27 protein-coding genes are annotated in these 26,620 nt (G+C 44.5%); 14 read left to right on the top strand and 13 right to left on the bottom strand.

The window, feature by feature from the left end; all coding sequences use genetic code 11:
- The first annotated feature begins 19 nt into the window (after positions 1 to 19).
- From M4S28_RS20470 to M4S28_RS20445, 6 genes are all read left to right on the top strand, one after another.
- Entirely contained in the window at positions 20 to 835 is an 816-nt protein-coding gene (locus M4S28_RS20470) for an energy transducer TonB (protein WP_249633679.1), read from the top strand.
- 2 nt (positions 836 to 837) lie between these two features.
- Positions 838 to 1,533, top strand: a complete 696-nt coding sequence (locus M4S28_RS20465) for a MotA/TolQ/ExbB proton channel family protein (protein ID WP_076666931.1) — start codon at positions 838 to 840, stop codon at positions 1,531 to 1,533.
- On the top strand, positions 1,530 to 1,943 hold the full coding sequence (locus M4S28_RS20460; RefSeq protein WP_065104527.1) for an ExbD/TolR family protein: 414 nt from the start codon (positions 1,530 to 1,532) through the stop codon (positions 1,941 to 1,943). The genes M4S28_RS20465 and M4S28_RS20460 overlap by 4 nt, the downstream gene beginning before the upstream one ends.
- A gap of 146 nt (positions 1,944 to 2,089) precedes the next feature.
- Positions 2,090 to 2,980 carry a heme/hemin ABC transporter substrate-binding protein gene (locus tag M4S28_RS20455; protein ID WP_249633678.1) on the top strand — a complete coding sequence of 297 codons (891 nt, stop codon included), beginning with the start codon at positions 2,090 to 2,092 and terminating at the stop codon, positions 2,978 to 2,980.
- A 125-nt stretch (positions 2,981 to 3,105) separates the two neighbouring features.
- Positions 3,106 to 4,143: a FecCD family ABC transporter permease gene (locus tag M4S28_RS20450; protein ID WP_249633677.1), complete on the top strand. Its 1,038-nt coding sequence runs from the start codon at positions 3,106 to 3,108 to the stop codon at positions 4,141 to 4,143.
- Positions 4,143 to 4,925 carry a heme ABC transporter ATP-binding protein gene (locus M4S28_RS20445; protein ID WP_249633676.1) on the top strand — a complete coding sequence of 261 codons (783 nt, stop codon included), beginning with the start codon at positions 4,143 to 4,145 and terminating at the stop codon, positions 4,923 to 4,925. Before M4S28_RS20450 ends, M4S28_RS20445 begins: the two co-directional genes overlap by 1 nt.
- Positions 4,926 to 5,331: 406 nt before the next feature.
- Here the strand turns inward: M4S28_RS20445 and M4S28_RS20440 are convergent, their stop codons facing one another.
- A complete protein-coding gene (locus M4S28_RS20440) occupies positions 5,332 to 5,793 on the bottom strand; it encodes a TetR/AcrR family transcriptional regulator (RefSeq protein ID WP_017105619.1) in 462 nt (153 codons plus the stop codon).
- Between the two features lie 531 nt (positions 5,794 to 6,324).
- On the opposite strand from M4S28_RS20440, the gene M4S28_RS20435 reads away from it, so the two are divergent.
- Complete coding sequence (locus tag M4S28_RS20435; protein ID WP_029225758.1) at positions 6,325 to 6,624, top strand: YfcZ/YiiS family protein; 300 nt, start codon at positions 6,325 to 6,327, stop codon at positions 6,622 to 6,624.
- 39 nt (positions 6,625 to 6,663) lie between these two features.
- Here the strand turns inward: M4S28_RS20435 and M4S28_RS20430 are convergent, their stop codons facing one another.
- Positions 6,664 to 6,963, bottom strand: a complete 300-nt coding sequence (locus tag M4S28_RS20430) for a YnjH family protein (protein ID WP_249633675.1) — start codon at positions 6,961 to 6,963, stop codon at positions 6,664 to 6,666.
- A 100-nt stretch (positions 6,964 to 7,063) separates the two neighbouring features.
- Here M4S28_RS20430 and M4S28_RS20425 point away from each other — a divergent pair, with 100 nt between their 5' ends.
- A complete protein-coding gene (locus M4S28_RS20425; protein WP_249633674.1) occupies positions 7,064 to 7,663 on the top strand; it encodes a hypothetical protein in 600 nt (199 codons plus the stop codon).
- A 221-nt stretch (positions 7,664 to 7,884) separates the two neighbouring features.
- Here M4S28_RS20425 and M4S28_RS20420 read toward each other — a convergent pair whose 3' ends face one another.
- The gene (locus tag M4S28_RS20420) at positions 7,885 to 8,991 is read right to left on the bottom strand and encodes a 1-acyl-sn-glycerol-3-phosphate acyltransferase (RefSeq protein WP_029222283.1); all 1,107 of its coding nucleotides are present in this window, start codon (positions 8,989 to 8,991) and stop codon (positions 7,885 to 7,887) included.
- 175 nt (positions 8,992 to 9,166) lie between these two features.
- Here M4S28_RS20420 and M4S28_RS20415 point away from each other — a divergent pair, with 175 nt between their 5' ends.
- Complete coding sequence (locus tag M4S28_RS20415; protein ID WP_017077381.1) at positions 9,167 to 9,793, top strand: hypothetical protein; 627 nt, start codon at positions 9,167 to 9,169, stop codon at positions 9,791 to 9,793.
- Between the two features lie 121 nt (positions 9,794 to 9,914).
- On the opposite strand, the gene M4S28_RS20410 is transcribed toward M4S28_RS20415, so the two are convergent.
- The gene (locus M4S28_RS20410) at positions 9,915 to 10,406 is read right to left on the bottom strand and encodes a hypothetical protein (RefSeq protein ID WP_004731883.1); all 492 of its coding nucleotides are present in this window, start codon (positions 10,404 to 10,406) and stop codon (positions 9,915 to 9,917) included.
- Between the two features lie 22 nt (positions 10,407 to 10,428).
- Positions 10,429 to 10,950, bottom strand: coding sequence for a nicotinate-nicotinamide nucleotide adenylyltransferase (locus tag M4S28_RS20405; protein WP_017081421.1), 522 nt, complete (start codon positions 10,948 to 10,950; stop codon positions 10,429 to 10,431).
- A 109-nt stretch (positions 10,951 to 11,059) separates the two neighbouring features.
- Here M4S28_RS20405 and nadE point away from each other — a divergent pair, with 109 nt between their 5' ends.
- Positions 11,060 to 11,890 (top strand): NAD(+) synthase, encoded by an 831-nt coding sequence (gene nadE / locus M4S28_RS20400; protein ID WP_249633673.1) that lies wholly within the window; start codon positions 11,060 to 11,062, stop codon positions 11,888 to 11,890.
- Between the two features lie 97 nt (positions 11,891 to 11,987).
- Here nadE and M4S28_RS20395 read toward each other — a convergent pair whose 3' ends face one another.
- On the bottom strand, positions 11,988 to 13,844 hold the full coding sequence (locus M4S28_RS20395; protein WP_249633672.1) for a hybrid-cluster NAD(P)-dependent oxidoreductase: 1,857 nt from the start codon (positions 13,842 to 13,844) through the stop codon (positions 11,988 to 11,990).
- Between the two features lie 217 nt (positions 13,845 to 14,061).
- On the opposite strand from M4S28_RS20395, the gene M4S28_RS20390 reads away from it, so the two are divergent.
- The 4 genes from M4S28_RS20390 to M4S28_RS20375 all read left to right on the top strand — a co-directional run bounded on the left by M4S28_RS20390 (position 14,062) and on the right by M4S28_RS20375 (position 17,892).
- Positions 14,062 to 14,220, top strand: coding sequence for a YqaE/Pmp3 family membrane protein (locus tag M4S28_RS20390; RefSeq protein WP_004731890.1), 159 nt, complete (start codon positions 14,062 to 14,064; stop codon positions 14,218 to 14,220).
- 202 nt (positions 14,221 to 14,422) lie between these two features.
- Positions 14,423 to 15,451 carry a dihydroorotase gene (gene pyrC, locus M4S28_RS20385; protein ID WP_249633671.1) on the top strand — a complete coding sequence of 343 codons (1,029 nt, stop codon included), beginning with the start codon at positions 14,423 to 14,425 and terminating at the stop codon, positions 15,449 to 15,451.
- Between the two features lie 172 nt (positions 15,452 to 15,623).
- Complete coding sequence (locus tag M4S28_RS20380; RefSeq protein WP_249633670.1) at positions 15,624 to 16,862, top strand: GGDEF domain-containing protein; 1,239 nt, start codon at positions 15,624 to 15,626, stop codon at positions 16,860 to 16,862.
- A 103-nt stretch (positions 16,863 to 16,965) separates the two neighbouring features.
- Positions 16,966 to 17,892, top strand: coding sequence for a M14 family metallopeptidase (locus M4S28_RS20375; RefSeq protein WP_249633669.1), 927 nt, complete (start codon positions 16,966 to 16,968; stop codon positions 17,890 to 17,892).
- A gap of 208 nt (positions 17,893 to 18,100) precedes the next feature.
- Here the strand turns inward: M4S28_RS20375 and M4S28_RS20370 are convergent, their stop codons facing one another.
- The 7 genes from M4S28_RS20370 to M4S28_RS20340 all read right to left on the bottom strand — a co-directional run bounded on the left by M4S28_RS20370 (position 18,101) and on the right by M4S28_RS20340 (position 26,606).
- Positions 18,101 to 19,708, bottom strand: a complete 1,608-nt coding sequence (locus M4S28_RS20370; protein WP_249633668.1) for a BCCT family transporter — start codon at positions 19,706 to 19,708, stop codon at positions 18,101 to 18,103.
- A 486-nt stretch (positions 19,709 to 20,194) separates the two neighbouring features.
- On the bottom strand, positions 20,195 to 20,767 hold the full coding sequence (locus M4S28_RS20365; protein WP_004731899.1) for an aldolase/citrate lyase/malate synthase family protein: 573 nt from the start codon (positions 20,765 to 20,767) through the stop codon (positions 20,195 to 20,197).
- A gap of 236 nt (positions 20,768 to 21,003) precedes the next feature.
- Complete coding sequence (locus M4S28_RS20360) at positions 21,004 to 21,924, bottom strand: cache domain-containing protein (protein ID WP_054545772.1); 921 nt, start codon at positions 21,922 to 21,924, stop codon at positions 21,004 to 21,006.
- Positions 21,925 to 21,935: 11 nt separating this feature from the next.
- Positions 21,936 to 23,276 carry a TRAP transporter large permease gene (locus M4S28_RS20355; protein ID WP_004731904.1) on the bottom strand — a complete coding sequence of 447 codons (1,341 nt, stop codon included), beginning with the start codon at positions 23,274 to 23,276 and terminating at the stop codon, positions 21,936 to 21,938.
- A gap of 37 nt (positions 23,277 to 23,313) precedes the next feature.
- Positions 23,314 to 23,856 (bottom strand): TRAP transporter small permease, encoded by a 543-nt coding sequence (locus M4S28_RS20350; RefSeq protein WP_004731905.1) that lies wholly within the window; start codon positions 23,854 to 23,856, stop codon positions 23,314 to 23,316.
- A 164-nt stretch (positions 23,857 to 24,020) separates the two neighbouring features.
- Positions 24,021 to 25,022 (bottom strand): TRAP transporter substrate-binding protein, encoded by a 1,002-nt coding sequence (locus M4S28_RS20345; protein ID WP_249633667.1) that lies wholly within the window; start codon positions 25,020 to 25,022, stop codon positions 24,021 to 24,023.
- 117 nt (positions 25,023 to 25,139) lie between these two features.
- The gene (locus M4S28_RS20340) at positions 25,140 to 26,606 is read right to left on the bottom strand and encodes an NAD(P)/FAD-dependent oxidoreductase (RefSeq protein WP_249633666.1); all 1,467 of its coding nucleotides are present in this window, start codon (positions 26,604 to 26,606) and stop codon (positions 25,140 to 25,142) included.
- Between the last annotated feature and the right edge of the window lie 14 nt (positions 26,607 to 26,620).

Below are 26,620 nucleotides of genomic sequence, written 5' to 3'. Positions count from 1 at the left end.
ATTTGGTAAAGGATTGAATGTGAACGTTCCTAGATATGTTATTGCAGGCGGTGCATCGTTAGTGATTCATGCGGCGTTATTGTTTGTCGCTCAAGAATCCAAAGTATTTGCGATGCCTGCAGGTAGCCAATCGAACACGGTATCGATCAACTTCACGCCTAAGAACACGCCTTCCCCGGCTCAACAAAAAACCATCACAGAGTCGGTTGAACCAGAACCAATCAAAGAAACGGTCTCACAAGCTGAACCTAAACCTGTCGAACCCAAGGCCGTTGAGCCAAAACAAGCCAAACCGACGCCAAAGAAAAAAGCGATCACTAATAAGCCTCAACCTAAGAAAGTAGAGAAAAAGGTTGTTGAAAAGAAGCCGATTCAAAAGAAACCAAAGACTGAGAAAAAGGTCGTTAAGAAAAAACGCCCAGAACTAAAACCAGAGCCAAAGTCCAAACCAACGCCTCAGCCAGAAAAACTGGCCGACAAGAAAGTCGATAGAAATCTGGCCGAGTCTGCCAACCAACCTCAAGAAGTAAACCAAGGCGTATCAAACCAAGAGCCCGTATTAGTGACTAAGCCCTCTTTTTCTTCACGCCCGACACCACCGAATTACCCACGCCAAGCTAGACGTCGTGGCGTTGAAGGTGTCGCAACTTATGAGGTCTGGTTAGACGCTGAAGGCAAACAAATTAAACAAGCATTAGTAAATTCATCAGGCGCACTAATGCTCGACAACGCCGCTTTAGACGCCATTAAACAATGGAAATTCTCACCTCACACTGTCAATGGTCGAGCGATTGCTCACCGTGTACAAATACCTGTTCGTTTTAGGTTGGATTAATCATGCAACAAATCAGTTACTTACAAGATCAACTTGGCTTAATGACTTGGCCTCTTCTTATCTGTTCAGCATTAACCGCAATGATCATCGCTGAACGTGTCTTCCAAGTGATGTTAAGCATTGGTGTTGGCAAACGCGCCATTCGTCGTGAGCTCAATCAGATCTCACCGACCAACAGTAAAGAGATTGAAGCACTCGCTCATTCGATTTCAGGTAAACGACCGCTACTGTACAAGGGCGTGTCGATGTTGCTTGCTCACCACTCTTTCTCAAAAGGACTACGTGAAGATGCAGCAGGCATCTGGCTACAAGAAAAACGCCACCAGCTGCATGCCGGGTTGAGACTGCTTGGTTTAATCGGCGTAATTAGCCCACTAATTGGCCTACTTGGTACCGTTCTTGGGCTTATTGAGATGTTCAAAGGGGTTGCTGCTACAACCGGCAGTATTACACCGAACGATCTAGCTGACGGCCTTGGCTTAGCAATGAGAACCACAGCGGCAGGCTTGATGATTGCGCTTCCTGCGATCTCTGGCGCTCAACTGCTTGGGCTATGGGCCGACCGAGTACTGGCTCAGTTAGAACATACTCTGAACTATGTGAATGTGTGGCTAGAGGGCATGTCGATTCAAACCAATCACTCTGACGAGACTAAAGGCTCATCAGTAAACAAAGTCGGTGATGTGAGCCAAGCATGATTAAAACGCCCCACTCATCTCAAACACAAAGTTTAGCGCCAGATTTAACACCGCTGCTCGACATCATTTTTATCGTGATGGTTTTCCTGCTTCTGACAGCATCGGTGAAGTTGGAGTCATTAGAAGTTGAACTACCAAGCTCTGATATTAAGAACGTTTCTGAAGTTCATAAAGATTCGATAAGCGTCAATATCTTAGATCGCGAACCTTACTGGGCGATTAACGGCAGAGAGTACATCGACTGGGAAAACTTCAAAATTGCCTTACTCGAAGAAACAGGTTCAGCGGATAAAAAGCCGATCATCATTGGCGCGGATAAAGCTGCCAACGTTGAGAACCTAGTGAAGTTGCTGTCATTCCTTCAAGAGAATGGAATACCCGCAACCCAATTGCTCACCGAAGATGGCTAGAACAACTCTCTATTTTCATGAGGTTAAGCTCTAGTTACTAAGAATAAATAGCCAGAGCTAGACCTCTATCGAATCGAACTCAACATGCGAACGGACTGCTCACTGAGAATCTTCGCGAAACAAATAGATAATATAAAGAAATGATTATGAACAATTTAAACGTGCTCAATAAATTAAAGACCAAGAGACATCTCCTTTCAGTAGCAGCAATGAGCTTGGTACTGACTGCGCCAACGGCAATGGCCAACGACGTAGAACAACCTCGAATCATAAGTGCGGGTAGCGCTGTTACCGAATTGGTTTTAGCTCTGGGTGCTGAAGAGCAGCTAGTGGCAATTGATGTGACCAGTCACTTCCCTCAATCAGAGAATCTGCCGAAGATTGGTTACCACAGAAACTTGTCTGCTGAAGGCTTGATTGCCTTAGAACCAACGACACTCATCGGCTCAGATGAGATGGGGCCAGACAACGCCATTTCTCAATTGAAGTCTGTGGGTATCGATGTCGAGATCGTAAACACCGAAGCGAACGTTGAGGGGCTACTAAAGCGTATCGACCAAATCGCAAAGATTACCCATACCGAAGCTCACTCCGAACAAGTTAAAGCAGAAGTAAATAAGAAGATTGCGGCACTAAAAGCAAACCAAGTACCCAACAACGAAGCAAAGAAAGTGTTGTTCCTATTGCTGCATGAAGGCCGTCCTGCAAACGTTGCCGGTGGTGAGACTTCACCCAACGCGATCATTGAATTGGCTGGCGGTGTTAACCCTGCAGCTCAAAGCCTGACGTCATACAAACCACTGTCGATGGAATCACTGGTAGAAATGCAGCCTGATGTCATCTTAGTGAGCGGCCGTAGCTACCAAAAAATGGGCGGTGCTGATGCCATTCTTAAATCGTTACCTATGCTAGCGGCGACGCCAGCAGGCATGAACAAGCAAATTATTACTGTGAGGGGCAGCGCTTTAGTTGGAGGGCTTGGCCTTGAAAGCCTTTCTGAAGCGAAGCGGTTAAACGCACTTATCTATCCGTTATAACTTATCTACCCGCTATAACTCGACTACCCTATTTCTACTGTTACTTGCTTAATACTCATCACCGTCTCGTTTTTTGCGAAATCGGTGATAAGTATTGAAGCTAGTGATAGACATTGAGGCCCTTTATGTTGCTACGATCCGTCCCACTGAAAACATCGATGTTAGGCCTAGGAGCTACCTTAGTCTTCGTCGCGCTCTACTCGATCACTGTTGGGCCAATGAACATTAGCTTGGCTGACAGCGCAGCCAGCCTGCTCCAACCAAATAATGACTTAGCACCTCACATCAATTTGGTGATTCAAGAAATTCGCTTACCCAGAACGATATTGTGCATGCTAGTCGGCGCAATTCTCGCTTTGTGTGGCGCGGTCATGCAGGGCTTATTTAGAAACCCACTTGCCGAGCCAGGAATCATCGGCGTGTCTGCCGGAGCCTCATTGGGTGCAGCATTAGCCATCGTGCTTTTCTCTGAGCTTTCACTGCAATACCCCGCTTTCATGAACTTTGCAGCTGTGCCTATATTTGCCTTTCTAGGCGGAGCCTTAACCACGCTGCTCGTTTATAAGCTGGGTACAGGCAAATTCGGCACTTCAGTCACCATCATGTTGTTAGCGGGTGTCGCGATCAGTGCACTATCAGGCGCAGGTATTGGCTTCTTGAACTTCATTGCTGATGACCAAATGCTGCGTGATCTTTCATTGTGGTCAATGGGTTCATTAGCGGGTGCTAAGTGGTCTGGCATTTTGCTTGCTGCTGTCACGCTCGTTGGATTGTTTGTTATTTTCTATCGTCAAGCTATGTCACTGAACGCGCTGCTACTTGGGGAATCAGAAGCGCAGCATCTTGGTATCCCAGTACAGAAGCTTAAGCGAAGATTGATTCTACTGACGGCCGCAGGCGTTGGCGTTACGGTTAGCCTATCTGGCATGATTGGCTTCATCGGCCTTGTTATCCCTCATTTAGGTCGCATGTTAGCAGGCCCAGATCACCGAATTCTGTTACCCCTTTCAGCAGTACTAGGTGCATTACTATTAACCGCTGCAGACATGTTCTCACGCGTGGTACTTGCACCAGCAGAACTACCAGTGGGAATTGTCACTGCGATTATCGGTGCTCCATTCTTCTTGTACCTTCTATTTCAACAGAAAGGGAGAATCCTTTAATGTTTCCTTCAGCGTTAAAAGCGACCGACATCGAAGTGAAGTTCGGTAGTAAAGTGATATTAGATGGTGTTTCTATTGAGATTGAAGCAGGAAAGGTAACGACACTGCTTGGGCCTAATGGCGCAGGGAAAAGCACGCTGCTTAAAGCGTTATGCCAAGAGATTTCGAGCACCGGTGATATTCAATATTTTGGACACACCAAAGACAAGTGGCCTTCTCAAAAGTTGGCAAAGCACTTGGCTATGCTTCCTCAGCATAGTACGTTAACCTTCCCATTTTTGGCGCATGAAGTTGTCGAGCTTGGTGGTATTCCTCTGCAAGAGTCCAACAAGAATCTCACCAGCATCGCTAGCCAAAAAATGGATATTGCCGATGTGACTCACCTGAGTGAAAGGCTCTACCCTTCGCTATCTGGCGGTGAAAAACAGCGTGTTCACTTGGCTCGAGTGCTAACCCAGCTTCACTATTCTGGTGACCAATGTATCTTGATGCTCGATGAACCCACATCAGCACTGGATCTTGCCCACCAGCACAACACCTTAAAGATCGCGAGAGAGTTAGCCGACAACCACAATGCCGCGGTTATCGTAGTTTTGCATGATCTCAACTTAGCCGCGCAGTATTCCGATCGATTAGTGGTATTGAAAGATGGTAATTTGGTGTGTGATGGCAACCCTTGGGATGCGCTTAAACCTTCGATGATTGAAGATGTGTACGGCTACAAAAGTATTGTAGAAAAGCACCCAACCATGAACTTCCCTCAAGTTCACCCTGCCCAATAAGTTCGATTTAGGAGCTTCTCATTTTGAGTATTCGTTCCTAATAACAATGACGTCATTCTAAGCCTCGATTTGTTCGAGGCTTTTTATTGGCTCATAGCCCCTCTCTCGCCTTAAACTCAATTTTGTTAGTTACCACAGCAATAACCCCTAAAACGTCTCACTCTGAACGTTTGAGGCTCTAGAAATCAACATTATCAATTGGTGTTACTTAGCTTTTCGCAATGGAGTGAAAGTATAAGGCGTGAACGTAAGCATATAAAAAGAAAAGAAATAACGCCATTCAACACAAATGCAAAAATTGGTAAAACGGTAAACGTACGGCAGAAAAACGAAAAGAAGTGATAGGAGAAGTGAAATGACAGGCACAAAAAAAGCTCCCTTAGGAGCTTCTTTCATTGTGTGTTGATTATTGGCTCATACGAATCAATGATTTACCAATCAACCACTCTAGTTCTTTACCGCTAGTATCACCAAATTGAGTTTCAGTTAGCTTGTAAAGACGATCAATACCGTTTGCTGCAAACTCATGTGCGCTTTCAGCAGTAACGATATGATGGAAAAGTAAACGTAAGATTGCTAGGAATTCAGCGTCTTCAAGTGCTGTAACCCAGCTAGCAGAGAATGCATCAAGACCATTTTCGAAGTCAATGTGTTCCATGAACATCTTGAAGATTCGACCGTCTAGCGCTGCTGTAAAGTCTGTTTTCTTTGGAAAGTGGTGGCTTATACCTGTACGAGAAACGCCCGTTTGCTGACTCAACGTCGTGTATGACATCTTGTCGTAACCCAATCTTAATAGCTGGTCTACAACGGCATCCATGATTTTCTGGATAGTGATTTCTGTATCTTCTTTACTACGCTTTGGCATATTCAGGCTCTTCTCTTTGTAAATCCATCTAACTCAGTCAATTGAAGTCAGAATGCAAATCGTTATCAGCATTATGTGAGCAAGGTGTTTTATCGCAAGTATTTATAACTACATTCACACAAATACTATGTACGAACAATTCGACAGTGACGCCTCTTTGGACGCTTAGTCTAATTATTCTTCGAATAACCACCTTACGATCCTAAGCCAGTAATTTTAAATAACGACTTAGAATATGAAATACCCAACGAAAAATTCATTGTATAAATACCTATCAAGCGATAGATAGTCTTATAAAATCATTCCTGACGCAACTAAGTGAATGATATTCTGACAAATTAATAACATTAATCTTCAGCAAAACATGATCAAGATCACATAGATATTTTGCGCCGCGAATGTTCATATTAATTTCACCTCTGTTCAAACAACATAGCATACCAGTATAAATTAGTTCAAAGATTTTAATTTTTGTAGATACAGATCAAATTGCTCGTTAGAATAACCTCAGATTTTGTAAGAGGATTATTTATGAGCCAAGATGTTGGTAACAATGATGTATGTGAGGCTTGCGGCTGCGCAGGTGAGATCGGTTTCATCATTAAAGAAGGCGATGAGGTTGCTGAGGTAACTGTTTACGGTAGCTCTAAAGCCCTTATTGAAGCTGAGTTTGCTAAGTACGTTGAGTTAGCTAAGCAAGTGTCTAGCAATGTCGAGTTTGAAGCGTCAGAGATGACAGAAGAGAGCACGGAATTACATGCACGCTTTAAATTTGAAGTAAGTGCTGAGAAGATTATTTTCGAACTTAAGACTCGCTCTCTAGCGCGTTAATTTAAGCACTAATATTCATATCACTAAAAGACGAGTTTATTACTCGTCTTTTTTTATAATTTCAGTCCACCCTAGTGCACCATTGGTCTCAAAATCATTTTCAGCCGCACATCGAATCAAAACACCTGAAACTTCAATGACGGCACCGAGACTATATGCCTTATCATTGTAATAACAAACTCGTTGCTGTGAAGTACTCTGAGTGACAACCACTGCCGCTTTTGCAGGCGTTGATATTATTTTATTAGCACTTACTGATATTGAACAAAACGCAGAGGTCAGAATCACAAAGCATTTTAGAATTTGATGCTTTATTCGAACCGAAAATTTACCTTTCATGTCTCTTATTCCTTTCTACCTACCAACAAATGAGTAAAACACTATGCGAGAATAATTTTTTCTTTATAGTGTTAACGTCTATCGTAATAAGAAGCTTGTTATGCTCCGAATAATTGCACTTATTATTGGTTCTTTAACCATAACAAATGTGACTGCTGAACCACTCGATCAGTATCAAATATTGAACCATCTGGATAATTACGGAAACTTATATTTACGAAATAAGCCATACACATCACTGCCAACAGGGTTAATCGTTGATGGCAACCTCAATATTGAGAACACTGCGATTACCCGCCTACCCAAAGGGTTGGACGTAAACGGAAGTCTTAAAGGCGGTAACAGCCAACTCTCGCGGGTTCCCTCAGGAGTGAAGATAAAAGGCTATGCCGACTTGATTGGTAGTCAGATTACCAGTTGGCCAAGAGGTGTGAGAGTGGGCGGATTTATTAACCTCACGGATACTCCCCTCCAGAGGCTACCCAATGGCTTTAGAGTAAAAGGCGACCTGAGCGTGATTCGTACGCCTTTGACAGAGCTACCAAACGGGATAGTGATTGATGGCGATTTATATATAGGCGGTTCTGGGATTACAACATTTCCCGACACCATGACAGTCAAAGGTAATATCTACCTCGGTGGGAACACGATTACTACGTGGCCAAACAGCCTAGAGCTCGGTGGCGCTGTCGCTCGTTAATTCGGGCTGAAGCTCTATTACTCTATTACTCTATTACTCTATTACTCTATTACTCTATTACTCTATTACTCTATTACTCTATTACTCTAATACTCTAATACTCTAATACTCTAATACGTTAATGCTCGATCGCAGCAGCAAGTAGTAATTCAGAAACAAAAAAGGAGCCCAAGGCTCCTTTTTCAATTCAATCAAGTTACTACTCAGCTAACTAACGCTCGTTAACCAATGTTCTTCACTGGATTCGCATAGCTGTCGATCAAGTACTGACGAGCACCTTGTGGCAAACCAGATAGTTTATCTTCAAACTCCTGCTTAACCGCTGCTGTGATCGACTCGTCTTCTTTTTCCGCTGCCAGCAAGTTTACTGGAAACAGTTTGTAGTTGTCGTGGATCTGGCGGTCGATCTCTTGAGCAAGCGCTTCAGGCGTATCAAAATCTTGGTCGATAACCTGACCGAAACCAACATGAACACGTCCTTTATTGCCGATGATACCTTGAATGATACTTTCGATATCTTCAAATTCACCCTTTTCGTAACTGCCGTTTACGTCTTTTTCAAAAAGCTCGATCGCTTTCGCGATATCACATGGATCGTTTTCGTAAGAAATAGACACAGGAACGATCTTCAACGACTTCACGTATTCAGGGAAGGCAATTTTCTGCTTACGACCTTCAACGTGGAACATCTTCAAGATTGCTGGCTCAGTAAAATCATTGCCGTCTTTTGCACGGCCTTCCTTTTGAGCGATCCAGATAGAATTGCCCGTTTCCAAAGAATGCTTGATGTACGAAGACAACTGCCCCAGTGCTTTCATCATCTCACGAGGCCCTTTCAAAGAACGCTTTACAATAAAGCTCTTATTAAGGCGCATCAGTTCAGTCGCACATGGTTTCTTCAACAAGTTGTCACCAATTGCAATTCGGCAAGTTTGGTGATTGTTGTGATGCAATGCGTAATTAACTAATGCTGGATCCATAGCAATATCACGGTGATTTGAAATAAACAGGTAAGCTTGACTAGCGTCCAGTGACTCTACACCTGTGTATGTCACACCATTCGTGGTTTTCGCTAATGTATCTCGCAAGTATTTCTTAACTTCAATCTGAATGGATTCAACGCTGGTCAGCTTGCTCCATTTCATTTTCAAGTAAACGCGCAAGATCGGGCTCATTAATGCTTTAAACCAAGACGCATGGTTTGAAAAACGATAGTGCAGAATCGCACTGATAAATTCTTCATCATTAATAAGACGGTTTAGTGCCGCTGGAATTTCATCATCGCCGTAAGGACGAATATCAACATATGGATCGGTCGGAGAGGTCATTTCTTAATTCAAATAATAAAAATCTGGCTCATTCTACGCGTTGTTTTGACTTCTCGCAGCTACAGAGTCCATACTTTTGACAAGGTCAGACCAGAAAGATTGAAAATACCCTGTTATTGTTGGCATTCTTTAAAATTAACGGTAATCTTGACGCCCCAAAATTAAGGTACTATCTATGAACTTCGCTATTGAATATACATCGGCTTACTTTTCACACTTGGTGATCACACCTCGCAAGAAAGTACTTAAACATAGCCTTGTATCGGTTCAAAGTGGCTTGGTTTTGATAAAGCTGGGTAAACAAGAGTATGCCGTCGAGCCAGGCCAGAGTGTATGGATTCCATATGACTGCCTAACATCACTGACCTACTTTCCAAACACCCAGGTTAATCGTGTCGATTTCTCAGTTCGTTTGACCGACTCATTCCCGAGACAAGCAGGATACATCACGCAAACCAACCTCTCTTCTGCGTTACTGGAAAAGTTGGAGCTAACCAAAGCTCGCGCTTCAAATGCCAATAATACGGAGCAAGCGTTTAAAGATATGCTTTCTGTTCTCAAGCAAGAAGTGTTGGCATTTAAGCCACTGCTTTGCGAAAGTGCTTTGTCTCAGCGATTCAATCAGTGGAACATCGATGACTCGAACCTACCGCAAGAACACACCTTGGTGATGGTAATGCGCGAGGCAAAGAAACGTATGCAGTCGGGTCAGAAACGTGCACTTGTGATTGATGATTTGTTCTCAGGCAAAGAAGAAGAGTTTGAACAGCTGTGCATGCTTGTTTTTGGTGAAGATTTATAGCTTAGCGATAAGTTATAGCTAATATGAAAGCAACAAACCAGATACTAAAAAGCCGCAAAAACTCAGTTTTTGCGGCTTTTTAAATTCTTAGCATCTCAGCATCGATTAATAACCTAACGGTCTAGAACGGCAATTCAACCTGCATCATGAGGTCAGCGTCTCGTGAGTCATGCCAACGGTAATCAAATCGCATGCGTGGTTGCCCTTCTACTTTATCACCAAAGCCAATACTCAATTGAAGGCCATGATTCATCAACCACTCTTCTGTCGACATATCATACTGATCATCTTCGAGATCTTCTGGGAACCACATACCTAATCCAACGTAGTTAGATTCAAGGCTTTGAGTTAATAGAGGCGCATCTTTGCTCTGAATAACCCAATCAGACCAATAGTCTGCCGTTGATTCAGGTTCATCTTCGCTTAATCCACTGAGCTCCATCATACGTTGACCGAAGGATTCAAGGCTCGTAGATAAATCTAAACAGTTATTTTCATCGTCAGAAGTCAGCATGATCGAATCTAAGCTAAAGAAATCACAATCAGCGTGAGCAGGCATACTGCATGCTGCAATGATCATCGTCGCTGGTATCGCGCGCTTTAGCATAGTCATCAGACCTCTTAAATTAGTGAATCTACATTATTGTATACAGTTCACCATCTTGCAATATCTTTGTAACTGACTTTGTACTCAATTTCGCCACATTGCTCCCATTTTGCAAAGCAAGGCGGATATCGGTACTACGAATCTTTACTTTTTCAGGGCAAGCCATCACAGACCACTGCTTGGTAATCTCATCTGATTTATAGAAAGATGAGAATTTAAAGAAGTTATCTGGGCCAATAACAAACGTCAGTTCAGCGTCACGATGTAACTTTTGGAGTTCACTGAGCACTGCATAAGTCGTGACGCTTTCACCTGGAGTAAATAGGCTCTTTTCGATCAAAGAAAGCTCCACTTGATCCAGTGAAAGATCGCTAATAAATGCGTTAACTAACTGACATCTCGTATCAAAGTCTAGCATCTCTTTTCCCCAAGCATGGGCAATACTTGGAACAAGTAGAATTTTGTCAAAGTGAGCCAACGAATCAATCACACTTTTGTGCCCTAAGCTCGGTGGATTAAACGCACTACCGAAAATGGCTATTTTTTCCATTATTAATTACTGCCTTCTCTTTCTAAGCTTGTGCAAAGAGGTTTTTAAATCGGATGATTTAGGTATGATAACACTAGATTTTTAATTTGCTTGCAGGAAAGGAATACGAATGGAACAGTTAATTCGTGACGAAATGCGCGTACTACCTTCAATTGACCCTCACTTCGAAATGACTCGCCGTGTGGACTTTATCAAAACTAAACTTCAGCAGTCAGGCTGCAAGTCTCTGATCCTTGGTATCAGTGGCGGTGTAGACTCAACGACCTGTGGCCGTTTAGCACAAATGGCCGTTGATAGCCTGAATGAAAGCGCTGGTAGCGACGACTACCAATTCATTGCGGTTCGTCTGCCTTACGGTGAACAAAAAGATGAAGACGAAGCGCAACTTGCGCTGTCTTTCATTCAGCCTTCTCAATCTGTTTCTGTAAACATTAAAGCGGGTGTTGATGGGCTTCACGCTGCATCTCACGTTGCTCTAGAAGGCACTGGCCTGCTACCAACAGATTCAGCAAAAATCGACTTTGTGAAAGGCAATGTGAAAGCTCGCGCTCGCATGATCGCACAATACGAAATTGCAGGTTACGTTGGCGGCCTTGTGATTGGTACTGACCACTCAGCGGAAAACATTACTGGCTTCTACACCAAGCATGGTGACGGCGCATGTGATTTAGCACCGCTGTTCGGCCTGAACAAACGTCAAGTCCGTGAACTAGCAGCAACACTGGGCGCTCCAGAGCAACTTGTTAAGAAAGTACCCACTGCTGATCTAGAAGAGCTTGATCCACAAAAAGCCGATGAAGCAGCGTTGAATCTTTCTTACGATCAGATCGATGATTTCCTTGAAGGCAAAGCCGTTTCTCAAGACGTATCCGATCGTTTAGTTGGCATCTACAAAGCAACACAGCACAAGCGTCAGCCTATCCCAACGATTTACGATTAATTTTTTGAGTTAATCTCAGAATCAAAAAGGCTGGAAGCTCATTCACGAACTTCCGGCCTTTTCTATTTAGTGCTTTTCCTTTTGACCGAACGTGTCGTTAATCCACAACTTCGATATCGGTTTGAGGCACACTGCAACACGCCAGTATCTGACCCATATTGCGTTCATGCTCTTGCAATGCAGGCACATCAGGTTGATGAACTTGCCCAGACTCGAGGGTCACTTTACAAGCGCCACAGAAACCCGCACGACAACTTGATGCAATAGACACACCCGCCGACTCTGCTTGCTCTAGCAAGGTTGACTGATTATTACCTTCGAACAAGTAGCCATTGACACTCAACTGAAGTTGCTTCACAGCTTCCTCAGTCGACTGAGCGACACCAAACGCTTCTTGATGGTAATGCTGAGGATTAAGTCCCATTTGAATCAACAGTTTCTTGGCATTGTCCATAAAGCCGTCAGGGCCACACACGAACGCTTGGCGCTTGTGTAACTCTTCAATTTTAGCGACATGAGACACGCTCAAACGGCCAGATAAACCATCCCACTCTTTGGTTGGTTGGCTTAGCGAATAAATCACACGTAGGCCGGCATGCTCACTAGCGATCTTATCAATCTCAGCTTGATAAGGGATGTCTTCTTCGCTGCTGCATTGATGATAGAAAACCACATCATCAATTTGACCATGGTCAGCCAAGTAACGCAGCATCGACAACATTGGCGTGATACCGCTTCCTGCAGACAAAAGCAGTAACGGGTGCGTTGGATTTTGTTCTAGATAGAAAGCACCATCAGGGTTTTGAGCAACAAGAGTATCCCCCACTTGGAAGTGATCATTGATCCAGTTTGAGATTTGACCATCGTCCACTCGCTTCACTGAAATCGCCAAACGACCTGCACGTGATGGGCTCGAAGATAACGTATAACGACGAGACACTTTTTCGCCATTAATTACCATTTCAATCGGTAGATGTTGCCCTGGCTGATAGCTTGGTAATGCGTGGTTCTCTTTCGCTGGCTCTAGCCAGAACGTCGTAAAGTCTCGAGCGATCTCTTCACGCTCAACGCAAGTTAAGTGTAGCGATTCTACCCATGTATCTTGGTAGTGCTCTTTTTCTTTAGTTTCTAATACTTCAACAACATCACCGGCTTTGACTAAGCCTTCATTTTTAGCCACAAGGTTTTGGCCAAAGAAAACGCCACCGCGCTCGTTGGCTCTGAATGAAGAAAAGGTGTTAAGCGGCTCTTTTGTCGCTCTAAGTTCGCCACTCTCAACATCAACCGTGGTTAGGATACATCGTTCACAAGGCTTAACGGATTCAAATTCAACCTCACCAATTCGGATACGCTTCCAGCTATCTTCGGCAAAAGGTTCTGTGTTGGAAACAACAAAGTTGGTGCGGAACTGATCCATTGAATGGGTTTCAGGGCTGCGGCGATTGAGTTCATCAAGAGAGGCTTGGCTGATCACTAACATTGGGTAACCGTCGGCAAAGCTCACATTGTGACCGAGCTTTTCACGAACACGATTCGATTGCTCACCAGAGAACAATAACTCAACGCGCACGCCCAACACATCACTGAACCAATCATCGGCTTCATCACATGTCGTGTATGCCGTGAAGCTGTCTTTCCAGACCGTTGCTGGTGCTTCTTGCATCTTGAAGCTCGCATACTTTAGGCGCAGCGCTTCTTTACCTTCATAAGTGAAGATCAAACCATCTGGTTGCAAGCTAGAAGATACCTTGACCATTTTAGGGTACTTACGCGCCGCCACCATTGAACCGTCAGCCAACGCCAACATAAAGCGCCTGTCGAAAGTAAGACCTTGTTTTTCGACCCAAGCAGAAGAGAGCGCAATCCCGCCCACTGACTTAACCGGAAATACATTGATTTGAGATAGAGAAGGCACTTGCTGTGAAGCCTTTTGGTCTGACGGTAGCTGCGACATAACGATTCCAATGTTTTGTTATTTGTCCCAATGCTAACAAATGGTTATAAATAGATAAACTGGCAGGCATTAAACACTTGATACTAAGCTATTATCTTGAGATGTTTAGCTGTCTATTTTGATACATTAAGGCAGCAATGCAGTAACACTCTCCATACGTTCTATACTTTGAACACGATTGCTGCATTGAACTTTCATTGAATAAAAAGGATTTATCATGAACAAACTCGTCATTATCATCTTGTGTGTACTACTTCCGCCTGTTGGCGTGTTCTTCGCTCGTGGTGCAGGTAAAGATCTATTGATTAACATCATCCTGACTTTCTTCTTCTGGGTGCCAGGAATGATTCACGGACTCTGGGTGGCGACTCGTTAACACGTCTCTTACCATCTCCGAGAATTAATACCGAATAAAATACTCAGAAAAACAAGCTCCTAGCCCTGAAGAGTTAAAAATAGGATGAAATGAAAGTGCTTTTCCACTATCATCCTGTCGCCTAAACGTAAGCGATTGCTTTCACAGATTTCGCCGAGTTTAGGCTCCAACTACATAACACTTCAAATGGTGGGAGCCTTCAATGACACAACTTACGATTACTCGTCCTGACGACTGGCACGTTCATCTACGCGATGGCGAAGTATTAAAAGATACAGTGCGCGATATCAGCCGCTATAATGGTCGAGCGTTAATCATGCCAAACACCATCCCACCGGTAACCGATACCGAAATGGCTTTAGCTTACCGTGAACGCATCATGGCAGAGAAGCCAAGCGAACAATTCCAGCCTCTAATGGCACTTTACCTGACAGACAACACAACACCTGAAGAAATTCGCAAAGCGAAAGAGTCTGGTGCAGTAGTGGCTGCAAAGCTTTACCCAGCGGGCGCGACGACTAACTCTGATTCAGGCGTGACGTCAGCACAAAAGATTTACCACGTGTTAGAAGCAATGCAAGAAGTGGATATGTTGCTACTGGTACACGGTGAAGTAACGGCTCACGATGTTGATATCTTTGACCGTGAAAAAGAGTTCCTAGACACGGTTCTAGCACCGATTGTTAACGACTTCCCTAACCTGAAGCTCGTTCTAGAGCACATCACGACTGCAGATGCAGCGACTTTCGTTAAGAACGCTAACGACAACGTAGCAGCAACCATTACAGCGCACCACTTGCTTTATAACCGCAACCACATGTTGGTTGGCGGCATTAAGCCACACTTCTACTGCCTTCCTATTCTGAAGCGCAACACTCACCAATTAGCGCTTATCGAGGCGGCAACAAGCGGCAGCAAGAAGTTCTTCTTGGGTACAGACTCTGCACCACACGCAAAAGGCGCAAAAGAGTCAGCATGTGGTTGTGCGGGTTCTTACACAGCGCACGCTGCCGTTGAACTGTACGCAGAAGTGTTCGACTTAGAAGGTAAGCTTGAAAACCTAGAAGCGTTTGCGAGCCACAACGGCCCAGACTTCTACGGCATGCCACGCAACACAGACACCATCACTCTTGTTAAAGAAGAGTGGAGTGTTGCTGAAACAATGCCTTTCGGGTCAGACATTGTTGTGCCAATCCGTGGCGGCGAGACTATCGCTTGGTCTGTTAAATAGTCTAACTCTATAAAGCTTACTGTTCATTACACTTAGTTTTATATTGAGCCCTTCACATAAGTGAAGGGCTTTTTATTATGTCTTAATTTCCTTGATTCTAGGCAATAAGCGCCTAACCTTACGGTATAACCACTTGTAAAGTGCGGTTAATACTAAAAATCAGCGGTAAAATATGACTTTAGACTTAGATATTCGGACTCTGTGTTTAATTATGGTGTTCTTATCCGGTACATACTGTATTGGTCTTCTAATTAAACAACAAAACCAAGCTCGTATTTTGGGAATGCGTAGCTTTTTATGCGCTATTTTTCTGTTAATGGCAGGCTTCTCCCTATTGAGCTTTGGTTCCAACATTTCGGTGTGGCTCGCTAAAATAATAGCCAATATAGCAATAGCTGGCGGTTTCGCTTTAATAGTACTTAGCCTTACCCAACTAAGGCAGTCTCCCTCCATTTACAGCCTTTGCGTCTTTTCAGCACTACCTTTCGCTATCGTCGCCTTGGTTTACTTCACCTTTATCGACCCATCCACTAATTCTCGAGTCGTAACGATGAGTCTTTATGTCACACTGTGCACACTTGCAAGCGTATTGGTTGTCAGGTCAGGCACCATAGCTGACGTTAAAGCGCCACTATTCCTGTTAGGGGGCGTGTTCATTATTCATTCTTTTTTCATGATTTATAGAATTGGGGTCACCCTCAAAGAACCCAATATTGAAGACTTTTTGCAAGCCGGCGATATACATCAGTTTGCCATCATCATGACCGCAATCCTACTTAGCACGCTGGGCTTTACTTACAATTGGTTGCTAAGTGCTAGGTTGATGCAATCACTCTACAGTTCTTCAATGAAAGACAGCTTAACCCAGTTGTATAATCGCCGCGCGATGAATGAAATGTTAAGACGAGAATGGATGCGCAGCATAAGGCATCATCATCCCTTGTCTGTGATCATTCTTGACATCGACCATTTCAAACAAGTCAACGATCAGCATGGCCATCAGACTGGTGACAATGTATTGCAAAAAATAGGTGCAATTCTCAGGAAAAACCTTAGAGCTGCGGATATCCCTTTTCGTTATGGCGGCGAAGAGTTTTTGATTGTATTGCCAGATACCCGTATCGATGATGCATGTAAGGTGGCTGAAAAGTTAAGAGTCATTATCGAGGAGAAAAAGTTTTGGCGACAGCAAAGCGGTCGTTTGACAGCAAGCTTTGGGTTGTCCGAACTTCGAACTGAAGACCTGGTCTCTTGCATGATAAAACGAGCAGATGAGGCCTTATACTGTGCCAAGGAACATGGTCGGAATACCGTCTGTCATTCAGAAAATGGACAAGATCTACCATCAGAACTGCACTTAACTCAAGCAAAAGTGATGCTAGAGAACAAGACCTCCACGAGCACGATTTAGAATATCAACCACTTGTAACATAAGCCCACTCAATAAGAGTTGCACGATGCTGTTCTGCTGATTATTCTCATTTAATCGCAACGTATCCCACAGAGATAAAACAATGGAAAGTACTTACATCTACCCTATTGGCAAGCCCGGACAAAAGTGGCAACAAGCAGAACGTGAAGCATGGTTCGCTCAAAGAACGGTGAAGCGTGAATATCAGCAAGAAGTCGTGCCAAAAATCCAAGCATTAACAGACCGCTTTGACATCGAGCAATACGGCGCACTGAGCTACGATGAAGATCGCTTCCCGCTTTTGGCAATCAAAAGCAAAAACTGGGACGCATCAAAGCCAACAATTCTTGTAACCGGTGGTGTTCACGGCTACGAAACCAGTGGTGTTCACGGCGCGATCAAGTTCGCTGCAACCCAAGCAGAACAATACTCAACGCACTTCAATATTGTTGTTGCACCGTGTGTGAGCCCTTGGGGTTACGAAGTGATCAACCGCTGGAACCCAAATGCTGTCGATCCAAACCGCTCTTTCTACGACGGTACACCGGCAGAGGAATCGGCAAATCTACGTGCGTTAGTGGCCTCTTTACCAAAAGTATTGGTTCACGTCGACCTGCACGAGACGACGGATTCCGATGAAACAGAATTCCGACCAGCACTCGCAGCCCGTGATGGCATTGAGTACATTGAAGGTATGATCCCAGACGGTTTCTACACGGTTGGTGATACTGAAAATCCACAACCAGAATTCCAAGCGGCGGTAATTGCTTCAGTTGAAAAAGTAACCCACATTGCGCCAGCAGATTCAGACGGCAAGATCATTGGTTCTGAAGTTACCCAACATGGTGTGATTAATTACCCAATGAAGAAGCTTGGCTTATGTGGCGGTGTGACTGATTGTAAGTACGGTACAACCACAGAGGTTTACCCAGACAGCGACAAAGTGACAGACGAAGAGTGTAATGACGCTCAAGTCGCTGCGGTAGTCGGTGCTTTGGATTACGTAATTCAACACGAATTAAACGCGTAAGATAATAGCTAGTTCCCTAGAGCTAACCCCTAAAACTAAAAAGAGCCACAGGTGACGATTCATTTGTGGCTCTTTTTTGTCTTTTCTGCTTGCCTTTAATTTCTTCTTGGGCATAAAAAATCTCCCTTGCACACAGTACAAGAGAGCTTTGAAATAATACTTAATAAGGAGTAACTAGCGAACTATCTACTCCTCATACTTAGTTACTTTATTTAGCTGTTTCGCTAACGTTCTCTTGTCCTTTATCTACTTCAGTCAGTAGACCTTTCAACAAGCTGAAACAGCCAATCAGAAGAATGATCGTAAACGGCAGTGCAGCAATGATCGTGATCGATTGCAGAGCTTGGATAGATTGAGTACCACCAATCCACAGCATCACCATTGCGATAGCACCTGAGATAACCGCCCAAACCACTTTCTGTTTCACTGGAACTTCAAGCTTACCGCCTGCTGTCATGCCATCGATAACAATAGAACCTGAGTCTAGTGTTGTAACGAAGAACACAATGATCAGTGCAACTGCGAGAACTGACAGAATGCTACCGAACGAGTAAGCATCTAGCATGTAGAACAAGCTTAGAGATACGTCTGTAATGCCTTGGTCAAGGCCAAGTTGCCCTACATGATTAATCACCTGCTCGATAGCCACGCCACCGAAGATAGCCATCCAAGCCGACGTTACCAATGTTGGAATAATCAGTACACAAAGTAAAAACTCACGAACCGTACGGCCTTTAGAAATACGCGCTACAAACATGCCGAAGAAAGGTGCATACGCAACCCACCATGCCCAGTAGAACACAGTCCAGCCATGCAGCCATGTTGTGTCTTCACGACCAGAGCTTTGGCTCAACGCTACGATGTTATTCGCATAACCCGTCACCGCCGTTGCCACAGAATCAAGCACGGTTGTGAAGTTCAGAATAGCGATAAGACCAAGGAATACGAACGCAATAACCATGTTCAAGTTACTTAGGAACTTAACACCACCGTCCATACCACGTAGAACAGAGATGATCGCCAAGCCCATGATCAGAACGATAATAGATTGCTGAAGGAAGATGTTGTTTTCCAAGCCAAATACATGGCTGATACCACTTGCTGCTTGTGTACCACCTAAGCCTAATGAAGTCGCTAGACCAAACAATGTAACCAGTACCGTCAGTACATCGATCACATCACCGGTTTTGCCCCATACTCGTTCACCCAGAATCGGGTAAAACACAGAACGCATAGATAGCGGCAAGCCTTTGTTATAAACAAAATACGCTAGACAAAGTGCCGTCATGCCATAGATAGCCCATGCATGAAAACCCCAGTGGAACAGTGTCGCACCGAGAGCGAGTTCACGGCCTACTTCTGTAAAAGGTTCTGCACCGAGTGGCGTTCCGAACCAGTTCGTGAAGAACGCGGTTGGCTCTGCAACACCCCAAAAAATAAGTCCTATACCCATACCCGCTGCGAATAGCATTGCTATCCAAGATGACATGGAGTAATCCGCCGTCGCGTCTTCGCCACCTAGACGAATTTTACCCAACGGTGAAAACGCGAGAACAACGGCAAACGCTAGCATGATGTTGGCTCCCCACATAAAGAGGAAGTCAAACTTTGATAAAACAGCACCCTTGATAGAATCAATAGCAGCTTTAGCATCTGCAGGAGGAAGAGCAAGAAGAGTGATGATGAAGAGAAGAGATAAGCCTACTGAGGCTACGAAGACTGTGTTATGGACATCCATGCCCCATTTACTGACATTGTCTTGACCAACTTGATAGTCAGTAGAATCAATACTGTATTTTTTTGATTTAAAACTCATAAATTATGATGTTCGCATATCCGAATCAACGAATATAAGGACGCTCTCCATATCCAATTACTACTTGATTGGCTCGCCGCATCACCTAAATAAAAAGGCGATAAAAATCACAATGATTGGTGACAAATGGACTTATTGGCTCAATCCCAAGGCGCGGATTATAGCACAGCTCAAAGCATTTTGACTGAGTTTTAGCTCAATAGTCACCCAAACCACCGTCAATAGTGATAGTTAAGCCAATAAAAACAGAATAAAATAAACAAATAAAAATGTTTAAATACAGCACTTTAAATTAAAATAACGCACTGTAAAATCTCATTCAAACTTTCTAAAGATAAAATCAACAACAGCCTAATTTATTTATAGCTCTAACAAAAAAGCCCCGCTATAGGGGCGGGGAAATTACCAAAGGTAAAATAGAAATCAGTATTCAAATGTCAGTGCTACGTCTAGCAGAGCAGCACTTCACATTTCAAGGACAGCACATTAGATCGCGAAGCAAAAACCTAGGTTATAGTCTTCGCCATTTTTTGCCGTGAACTCTTTATCTTCACTTGAAGCGTTCGGTCGACCGCTTTCATCGCCTTTCACTAAGCTCACCCAGTGACGGATGCCAGAAGAACGGCTCGCCTCAGTTTGGCCAAACGTGGTGCATGTCTCTAACTGGATATCTTGAATATCAACCAATTCCAAGTAGCCGGTGCCTTTACGAGCACCGATTGTCACTTCAACGTGTGTACCGCTTTCATCACGAAATAGGATTGCCGAAGGCTTAGACTTATCGCCGGTGAAAGCAACAAAATGCTTCGCTCGTTTTAGGCCAGTATGTTCGCCATTTTTGAAGTAAACCTGAACATGTCGGTAGTCAATCTCATAGCTCACTGCGTCTTCGTGTGAACCAGCCTCAAGAGGAAATAGAGTATCAAGCAACTGTTTCGCCATTTTTTGTTTTTCGAGCTGCTTGTCTGCTTTCACCATTTCTACGGCAAAGACAGCTTCAGCAATAAATGTTGAATGGTTTCTGTGAAGTTCTGTTCTGTCTAGTGTCAGCATATTCATAGTCTTTCCCTCTTACGGCTTTGAATTTCATGTAGGTCAAAAATCCTGATTGACCCTTTTCAAAATTGTTTTTTACTGTGTTGCTTCCATGTATTTCATACTACTTGTATTTTAGAAACAATTTCACAACAAAAATTTTACAGTGTTAATTTTACTAAATTGCTTTTTTACACAAACCGCCATTTTGAGCCCCTAGCCCTTTATCTAACTGGGTTGAGGGCTCAGTAGAAACACTTTTACGTGTTGTTTGAATTTGTGTAATAACCAACACCAACCAGCTTATTGTCGATCACTCGATAGTAAGTGTGCTTGGTTTCCACTTTGCTCGACAGCGGGTTTAACCATTGATAGGTATAAACGCCTCGCCCATTTTCTTTCGCTAGGTTTAACATCTCAGTGAGAATTGGCTTATCGTCAGGGCTTAGGATTTCGTTGTGTGAACGCCCAACAAGCTCAGGGGATACACCGTGCGCGAGCAGCTTTCCAGAGCTCATATCCATCACGAACACATACAAGTCTCCCTCAACAAAGCTGCCTTCGGTATCATTGAACTCGGCGAGACTGTCCTGCTCTGATTCCACTATCGCGGCCATCGCTCTCGCCAATAATCGCTTAGCTTCTGTTGCACTAGAGCGTTCTGGGTAATACCCCACGGCAACAATCACATCACCCACACGTTCAAAGAAAGTGGTTTTAGGCTCGCCCATGCGGTCAGTCGGATTAGTCCAATGGTACTGAACTTCGCCAAACCCGTTGTGCACAGCCTTAGTGATCATTTCACGGAAAAAGGGATTACCGTAAACGTCTTGAGTATCCAAAACGCTGTCGCCCACCAACACCATTGAAGAGCCTCCACTGGCAAGGAATTGGCCATCAATACCAAGAGCAAACACATAGAGCTCACCGTCTATATATTCGGCATCACTCATGAAGTCTTTGACACTCTCATCGCCATCCTTTTGTACATGGACAACCGCTTTAGCAAGCAGGGTTTTGGCTCTTCTTTCAGCATCGCTGACGACATGTGGCTCTGAAATATCGAGCACATTAACTGGCTCGTTTTCTTTTGCTGTTTCTGAATGTTCGGCACGTAGTCCAATGCCACTGATCACTGCAAATACGGCACAACCAATAAGGATAATTCTTGATATATTCATAGTGACTTCTCCTAATAGCCCACTAAGGACGGTAGCCAAAGCGTAATTTGCGGGAAGAAAGCGATAACGAAAACGCCAATGACGGATGCAAGCACAAAGGGATGGATCTTAGCGGTGATCTGTTCGACCGTGGCTCCGCCTATCCCCGAGGCGACAAAGATATTTTCACCGAGTGGCGGCGTAGCAAATCCTATCGAGAGCGTACATACCACCACAATACCAACGTGAGTAGGATCCGCGCCGAGCATGTACATAATTGGCAGCAAGACCGGTACGATAATCATGATCGCGGCTAACGTTTCCATAAACATGCCAACGAAAAGCAGTAACACAATAGTCAGTGCCCACACCATGTACATGTTGTCAGTGAACCCTAACAGTGACTCCGCCACCACAACTGGAATTTTTTGTTCGATTAACAAGCGACCAAATACGGTTGCCGCGAATAGAATCAGCAACACACGTCCAGTGATCCATGTCGTTGTCGACAATGATTTAATCGTGCTTTTGAACGATAACTCTCGGTGAATAAACACCCCGACAAACAGTGAATAGAAGATAGCCACAACCGCTGATTCTGTTGGTGTGAACATGCCGCTGTAGATGCCTCCGAGAATCAAAAACGGAGCCAGTATCGACCAGATACCACGACGCAAAGAGTGTCTTACTTCGCCAAATGACCAGTTTTCAGTCAGCCCTTTGTAACCTTCACGTTTAGCAATAAAGTAGTTAGTGACCACTAGCGTCGACGCCATAATGAAACCCGGCACAACCCCAGCAACAAACAATTTAGGAATAGATAAAGAAGCAAATTGCCCGTGTTGAGCGATGGCCTCTGGCGGTGCCATTAATCCCATTGCGGAGATGCCGAAAATAACTAACGGGATGGATGGCGGAATGATGATCCCCAAGCCCCCTGATGCGGCCGTTACTGCCGATGCGTAACTCTTATCGTAATCTCGCTTAACCATTGCAGGCACCATTAGCATGCCTACCGCAGCGGTCGTGGCTGGGCCTGAACCTGAGATCGCACCAAAAAACAAACACGCCATCACGGTTGCAGCGCCAAGGCCACCCGTCACGGGTCCGGCTAAGCTCTCGGCTATATCCACCAACCGTTTGGAGATACCCGCCGCCTCCATCAATGCACCGGCAAGAACAAAGGCCGGCAGCGCCATTAATGGGAAGTTACCTACCGAAGTAAACGCGATTTGTACTAACGCAATGGGATTTTTGTCGAGCAACATATAGGCCGCCATTGAAGCGCCGGCCAGTGATACTGTGATTGGTGCACCCAGAATTAACAGGGTTAAGAAGCCACCAAATAAAATTAGAGTTAAATAGGATTCCATTATTACATCTCTCTATTACGGCTATTCTCTGTGACGACTACTGTGATGACTTTTGTGCCGTCATTTTTCGCAGTTCTTTGACTTCAGGATCTTCGTTCTTAGCGCCCTTAAATAAGCGCTCGTAGTTGTTCCAGATAATTCGAATCATCATCAACGAAAACGCGATAGGCAAAATCATATAGAAGTACTTCATTGGGATGCCTGTCGTTTGAGATTTCCAGAACAGGTTCATTTTGTTGAACACGAAATCGTAACTGAGATAGACAAAGTAACCGTTGAACAGCAACCATAAGAAGTCAGCGATGGTTTCACAGACGGTCTGAACAATCGGAGGGAAGAACTTGAAGTGAAAACTGACTCGGTTATGCGCCGACATTTTGGCCGCCACAACGGCGCCTAGATAGGCAAACCAAACGAACATGTAAGTCGCGACTTCATCACCCCAAGGTATGGAGTAATCGAAAAGCTGACGAGTAAGGATTTGTGTGAACAGTAATAAGACAAAGCTTGCTAGCAACAGACAACAGGTATATTCCTCGATGTTGTTAAGATGCTTTTTTATAGTTTTAGCGACTGACATATAACCTCCAATGTTGATTTCCACATGACAACCAGTCGCTCGCGGTACTGAGCAGATCAGGTACTAAACAGATCAACGAGTAAAGCCATGTAAATGCCCTATCTCACTGTTCTATCGCTAGGTGATTAAGTAGCGGAGAACAGCAGATAGGGCGTATCTAATCGTTACTTTCTACCTAGTAACTCAAGAACGTCGTCTAGCTTGTCTTTACCACCAATGCTTGAATAGAACTTAGGCCAAACTGATTTCGTTACCTTGCTAATCCACTCTTTCTCATTGTCTGCTGGGTCTGTGAATACCATGCCTTTTGCTTGTAGCTCTTCACGGATCTTGTTTTCAGTATTCTCTAGATAAGCAAAGCTGTGTTCTGTTGCTTCCTGACCCGCTTCAAGAATGATCTTTTGCATCTCAGGTGTCTGTTGTTGGAAGACCGTTTCACTGACGATTAACGGCTCAAGTGAGAAGATGTAACGCAGGTTTGTTACGTACTTTTGTACTTCATTGAACTTCATCGCATGAACAGTGATGTATGGGTTATCTTGACCATCAACCACACCTTGTTGCAATCCAGTAAAGGTTTCTGACCATGCCATTGGTGTTGGGTTTACACCCCATGCTTGGTACGAAGCAATCATGATTTCGTTACGAGGGACGCGAATCACTAACCCTTTTAGGTCTGCTGGCGAAGCCACTGATTTTTTAGAGTTGGTTAGAACCCTAAAACCAGAATAAGCCCAACCTACGATGCGAACACCTGCATCACGAATCGTGTTATCGACAAGGTCTTGACCCACTTGGCCTTGAGTTAATAGCACCGCTTCTTCTGCACTTTGAATGACGTAAGGCATGGTCAATAGACCAACCGTTGGAGAGAAAGGCGTCACGTTGTTGATCGCCAATACAGAGAAGTCGAGAAGGCCGATTGCCGCGTCGTTCACGGTATCTTGCTCATTGCCCAATTGACCATTCGGGAACAGGTCGATTTTGACTTTACCGTCTGTTTTTTGCTCCATCAATTCAGAAAATGATGTCGCTAATTCCCATTGAGTACCACCAGCAGCATCGCCGATAGCCATTTTAAAATTTGCTGCTGCCGCGGCATTAGATAGCATCGCTGTTGCTACAATTGTGACGCCAGCAATAATTTTATTTTTAATCAATTTCATAGTCTTAACCTTTCATATCATACAGACGTCCTGCCTGTACTTTGCTCACAAGGTGACCTGGTACAACTTTCCTGGTCGTAGTTCTATTTCCCTATTTTGGAAACAATGTTCGAGTAGCTAAAGCACTTCATCCTTTAACGAATACCACTGATAAAGGAACTGTTGCCCTACTCTTCGAAATGGTGCAAACATCTCAGATTCCACCACTTCCCTCACGTTGGGGAACGGAAGTTTTGATTCAAATATTGGCAAGTCAAGCTTATGACCTTCACCTGCGATCCACTGGGCAAGGCGCTTGCCTGCTTGAGCGGAGTACATCACACCATTGCCGCCATACCCTAGTGCGTAGAATATGGATTGCTTTGGATTCGGCTGATAGATTCTTGGCATCATGTCGTGGCTAACATCAACCCAACCCCACCATGAATAATCGATTTTGATCTGATCGAGAGAAGGGAATTTTCGGGTTAAATCCGCTCTCAACATATCTTCGTATTTCTTTTCAGGTGCATTCTTGCCACTGATGGCACTGCGTGTACCTATCTGCACTCGGTTATCGGGTAACAAACGGTAGTAATGACGCAGAATTCTGGTATCAGTAATCACCTGGTTGGTTTTGAAGTTACACGCAGCGATTTCGTCTTGAGTTAACGGACGAGTCACCATCGAATTAGAAAGCACTGGCAACAAGCGATTCTTAAGCTCTGAATGCAAACCTTGACTGGTGTAACCACCGGTACAAACACCGACAGAACGAGCCTTAACCACACCACCTGGTGTTTTTAGGTAGTGTACACCGTTGCGCGTTTCCCACCCCATCACAGGGCTTGCTGGGTGAACTTTTACGCCGAGTGCTCTCGCCTTTCTTAGATAACCAAACGCCAGTTTCCCTGCATGGATGCCAATACCTTCTGGTTCATGTATTGCGCCTGCCGCTTCTTGATCACCAACGTAATCACGCTTTACGGTTTCCGCATCTAAGATCTGCGCATCGTAATCGAACGTGTCACGCAGCAACTTGGCTTCTTTCTCGAGTGTTGCCATCACTTTTGGACGGTGAGCAACGTATAAGTGGCCACCCGGCTGCGGGTCACAATCAATGTCTTTGATCAGAGACTTAAAGGTGTTCATACCATCGATGCATTCGCGGTGCATTTTTAGCGCGGTTTCGAGTCCCCAGCGTTCAATCCACTGAGAGCGCTTCAAACGTCCTGACGCACACTGAGCCTGACCACCATTTCGGGTACTGCAGCCCCAACTCATACGGTTCGCTTCAATCACAATCGCTTTAATGCCGTACATTTCAGCAAGGTGTATCGCGGTGCTTAAGCCTGTGTAGCCTGAACCGATTATCGCTACATCGACATCCATATCCGATGTAATTGGGCCATCATCTTCAGGTGGCGCGCCTGCGGTATCTACCCAATAAGTCGGGGCGTATTCCTTGCCGTGACCTGGGCTCTTGTCTTTAAGTGGATCGTATTTTGGGTCGTATCTTTCTTTTGCTTGGGTACTTTCTTGTGCTTGGGTACTTGTCACCTTTGGCGGCACATCGGCTGCCGGTTGTTCCATTACTAAACTCATAATTCGACTCTCCT

This window comes from Vibrio sp. J383 (genome assembly GCF_023503985.1).
Classification (GTDB): Bacteria; Pseudomonadota; Gammaproteobacteria; order Enterobacterales; family Vibrionaceae; genus Vibrio; species Vibrio splendidus.
The sequence above is the reverse complement of the archived record's forward strand: the minus strand, read 5'-3'. Positions and strand labels throughout refer to the sequence as shown.

What these genes read in the sequence shown, in the direction of transcription:
- M4S28_RS20465 (WP_076666931.1), top strand. Translation starts at nt 838, where the DNA reads ATGCAACAAATCAGTTACTTACAAGATCAACTTGGCTTAATGACTTGG.
- M4S28_RS20460 (WP_065104527.1), top strand. Translation starts at nt 1,530, where the DNA reads ATGATTAAAACGCCCCACTCATCTCAAACACAAAGTTTAGCGCCAGAT.
- M4S28_RS20455 (WP_249633678.1), top strand. Translation starts at nt 2,090, where the DNA reads ATGAACAATTTAAACGTGCTCAATAAATTAAAGACCAAGAGACATCTC.
- M4S28_RS20450 (WP_249633677.1), top strand. Translation starts at nt 3,106, where the DNA reads ATGTTGCTACGATCCGTCCCACTGAAAACATCGATGTTAGGCCTAGGA.
- M4S28_RS20445 (WP_249633676.1), top strand. Translation starts at nt 4,143, where the DNA reads ATGTTTCCTTCAGCGTTAAAAGCGACCGACATCGAAGTGAAGTTCGGT.
- M4S28_RS20440 (WP_017105619.1), bottom strand. Translation starts at nt 5,793, where the DNA reads ATGCCAAAGCGTAGTAAAGAAGATACAGAAATCACTATCCAGAAAATC.
- M4S28_RS20435 (WP_029225758.1), top strand. Translation starts at nt 6,325, where the DNA reads ATGAGCCAAGATGTTGGTAACAATGATGTATGTGAGGCTTGCGGCTGC.
- M4S28_RS20430 (WP_249633675.1), bottom strand. Translation starts at nt 6,963, where the DNA reads ATGAAAGGTAAATTTTCGGTTCGAATAAAGCATCAAATTCTAAAATGC.
- M4S28_RS20425 (WP_249633674.1), top strand. Translation starts at nt 7,064, where the DNA reads ATGCTCCGAATAATTGCACTTATTATTGGTTCTTTAACCATAACAAAT.
- M4S28_RS20420 (WP_029222283.1), bottom strand. Translation starts at nt 8,991, where the DNA reads ATGACCTCTCCGACCGATCCATATGTTGATATTCGTCCTTACGGCGAT.
- M4S28_RS20415 (WP_017077381.1), top strand. Translation starts at nt 9,167, where the DNA reads ATGAACTTCGCTATTGAATATACATCGGCTTACTTTTCACACTTGGTG.
- M4S28_RS20410 (WP_004731883.1), bottom strand. Translation starts at nt 10,406, where the DNA reads ATGACTATGCTAAAGCGCGCGATACCAGCGACGATGATCATTGCAGCA.
- M4S28_RS20405 (WP_017081421.1), bottom strand. Translation starts at nt 10,950, where the DNA reads ATGGAAAAAATAGCCATTTTCGGTAGTGCGTTTAATCCACCGAGCTTA.
- nadE (WP_249633673.1), top strand. Translation starts at nt 11,060, where the DNA reads ATGGAACAGTTAATTCGTGACGAAATGCGCGTACTACCTTCAATTGAC.
- M4S28_RS20395 (WP_249633672.1), bottom strand. Translation starts at nt 13,844, where the DNA reads ATGTCGCAGCTACCGTCAGACCAAAAGGCTTCACAGCAAGTGCCTTCT.
- M4S28_RS20390 (WP_004731890.1), top strand. Translation starts at nt 14,062, where the DNA reads ATGAACAAACTCGTCATTATCATCTTGTGTGTACTACTTCCGCCTGTT.
- pyrC (WP_249633671.1), top strand. Translation starts at nt 14,423, where the DNA reads ATGACACAACTTACGATTACTCGTCCTGACGACTGGCACGTTCATCTA.
- M4S28_RS20380 (WP_249633670.1), top strand. Translation starts at nt 15,624, where the DNA reads ATGACTTTAGACTTAGATATTCGGACTCTGTGTTTAATTATGGTGTTC.
- M4S28_RS20375 (WP_249633669.1), top strand. Translation starts at nt 16,966, where the DNA reads ATGGAAAGTACTTACATCTACCCTATTGGCAAGCCCGGACAAAAGTGG.
- M4S28_RS20370 (WP_249633668.1), bottom strand. Translation starts at nt 19,708, where the DNA reads ATGAGTTTTAAATCAAAAAAATACAGTATTGATTCTACTGACTATCAA.
- M4S28_RS20365 (WP_004731899.1), bottom strand. Translation starts at nt 20,767, where the DNA reads ATGAATATGCTGACACTAGACAGAACAGAACTTCACAGAAACCATTCA.
- M4S28_RS20360 (WP_054545772.1), bottom strand. Translation starts at nt 21,924, where the DNA reads ATGAATATATCAAGAATTATCCTTATTGGTTGTGCCGTATTTGCAGTG.
- M4S28_RS20355 (WP_004731904.1), bottom strand. Translation starts at nt 23,276, where the DNA reads ATGGAATCCTATTTAACTCTAATTTTATTTGGTGGCTTCTTAACCCTG.
- M4S28_RS20350 (WP_004731905.1), bottom strand. Translation starts at nt 23,856, where the DNA reads ATGTCAGTCGCTAAAACTATAAAAAAGCATCTTAACAACATCGAGGAA.
- M4S28_RS20345 (WP_249633667.1), bottom strand. Translation starts at nt 25,022, where the DNA reads ATGAAATTGATTAAAAATAAAATTATTGCTGGCGTCACAATTGTAGCA.
- M4S28_RS20340 (WP_249633666.1), bottom strand. Translation starts at nt 26,606, where the DNA reads ATGAGTTTAGTAATGGAACAACCGGCAGCCGATGTGCCGCCAAAGGTG.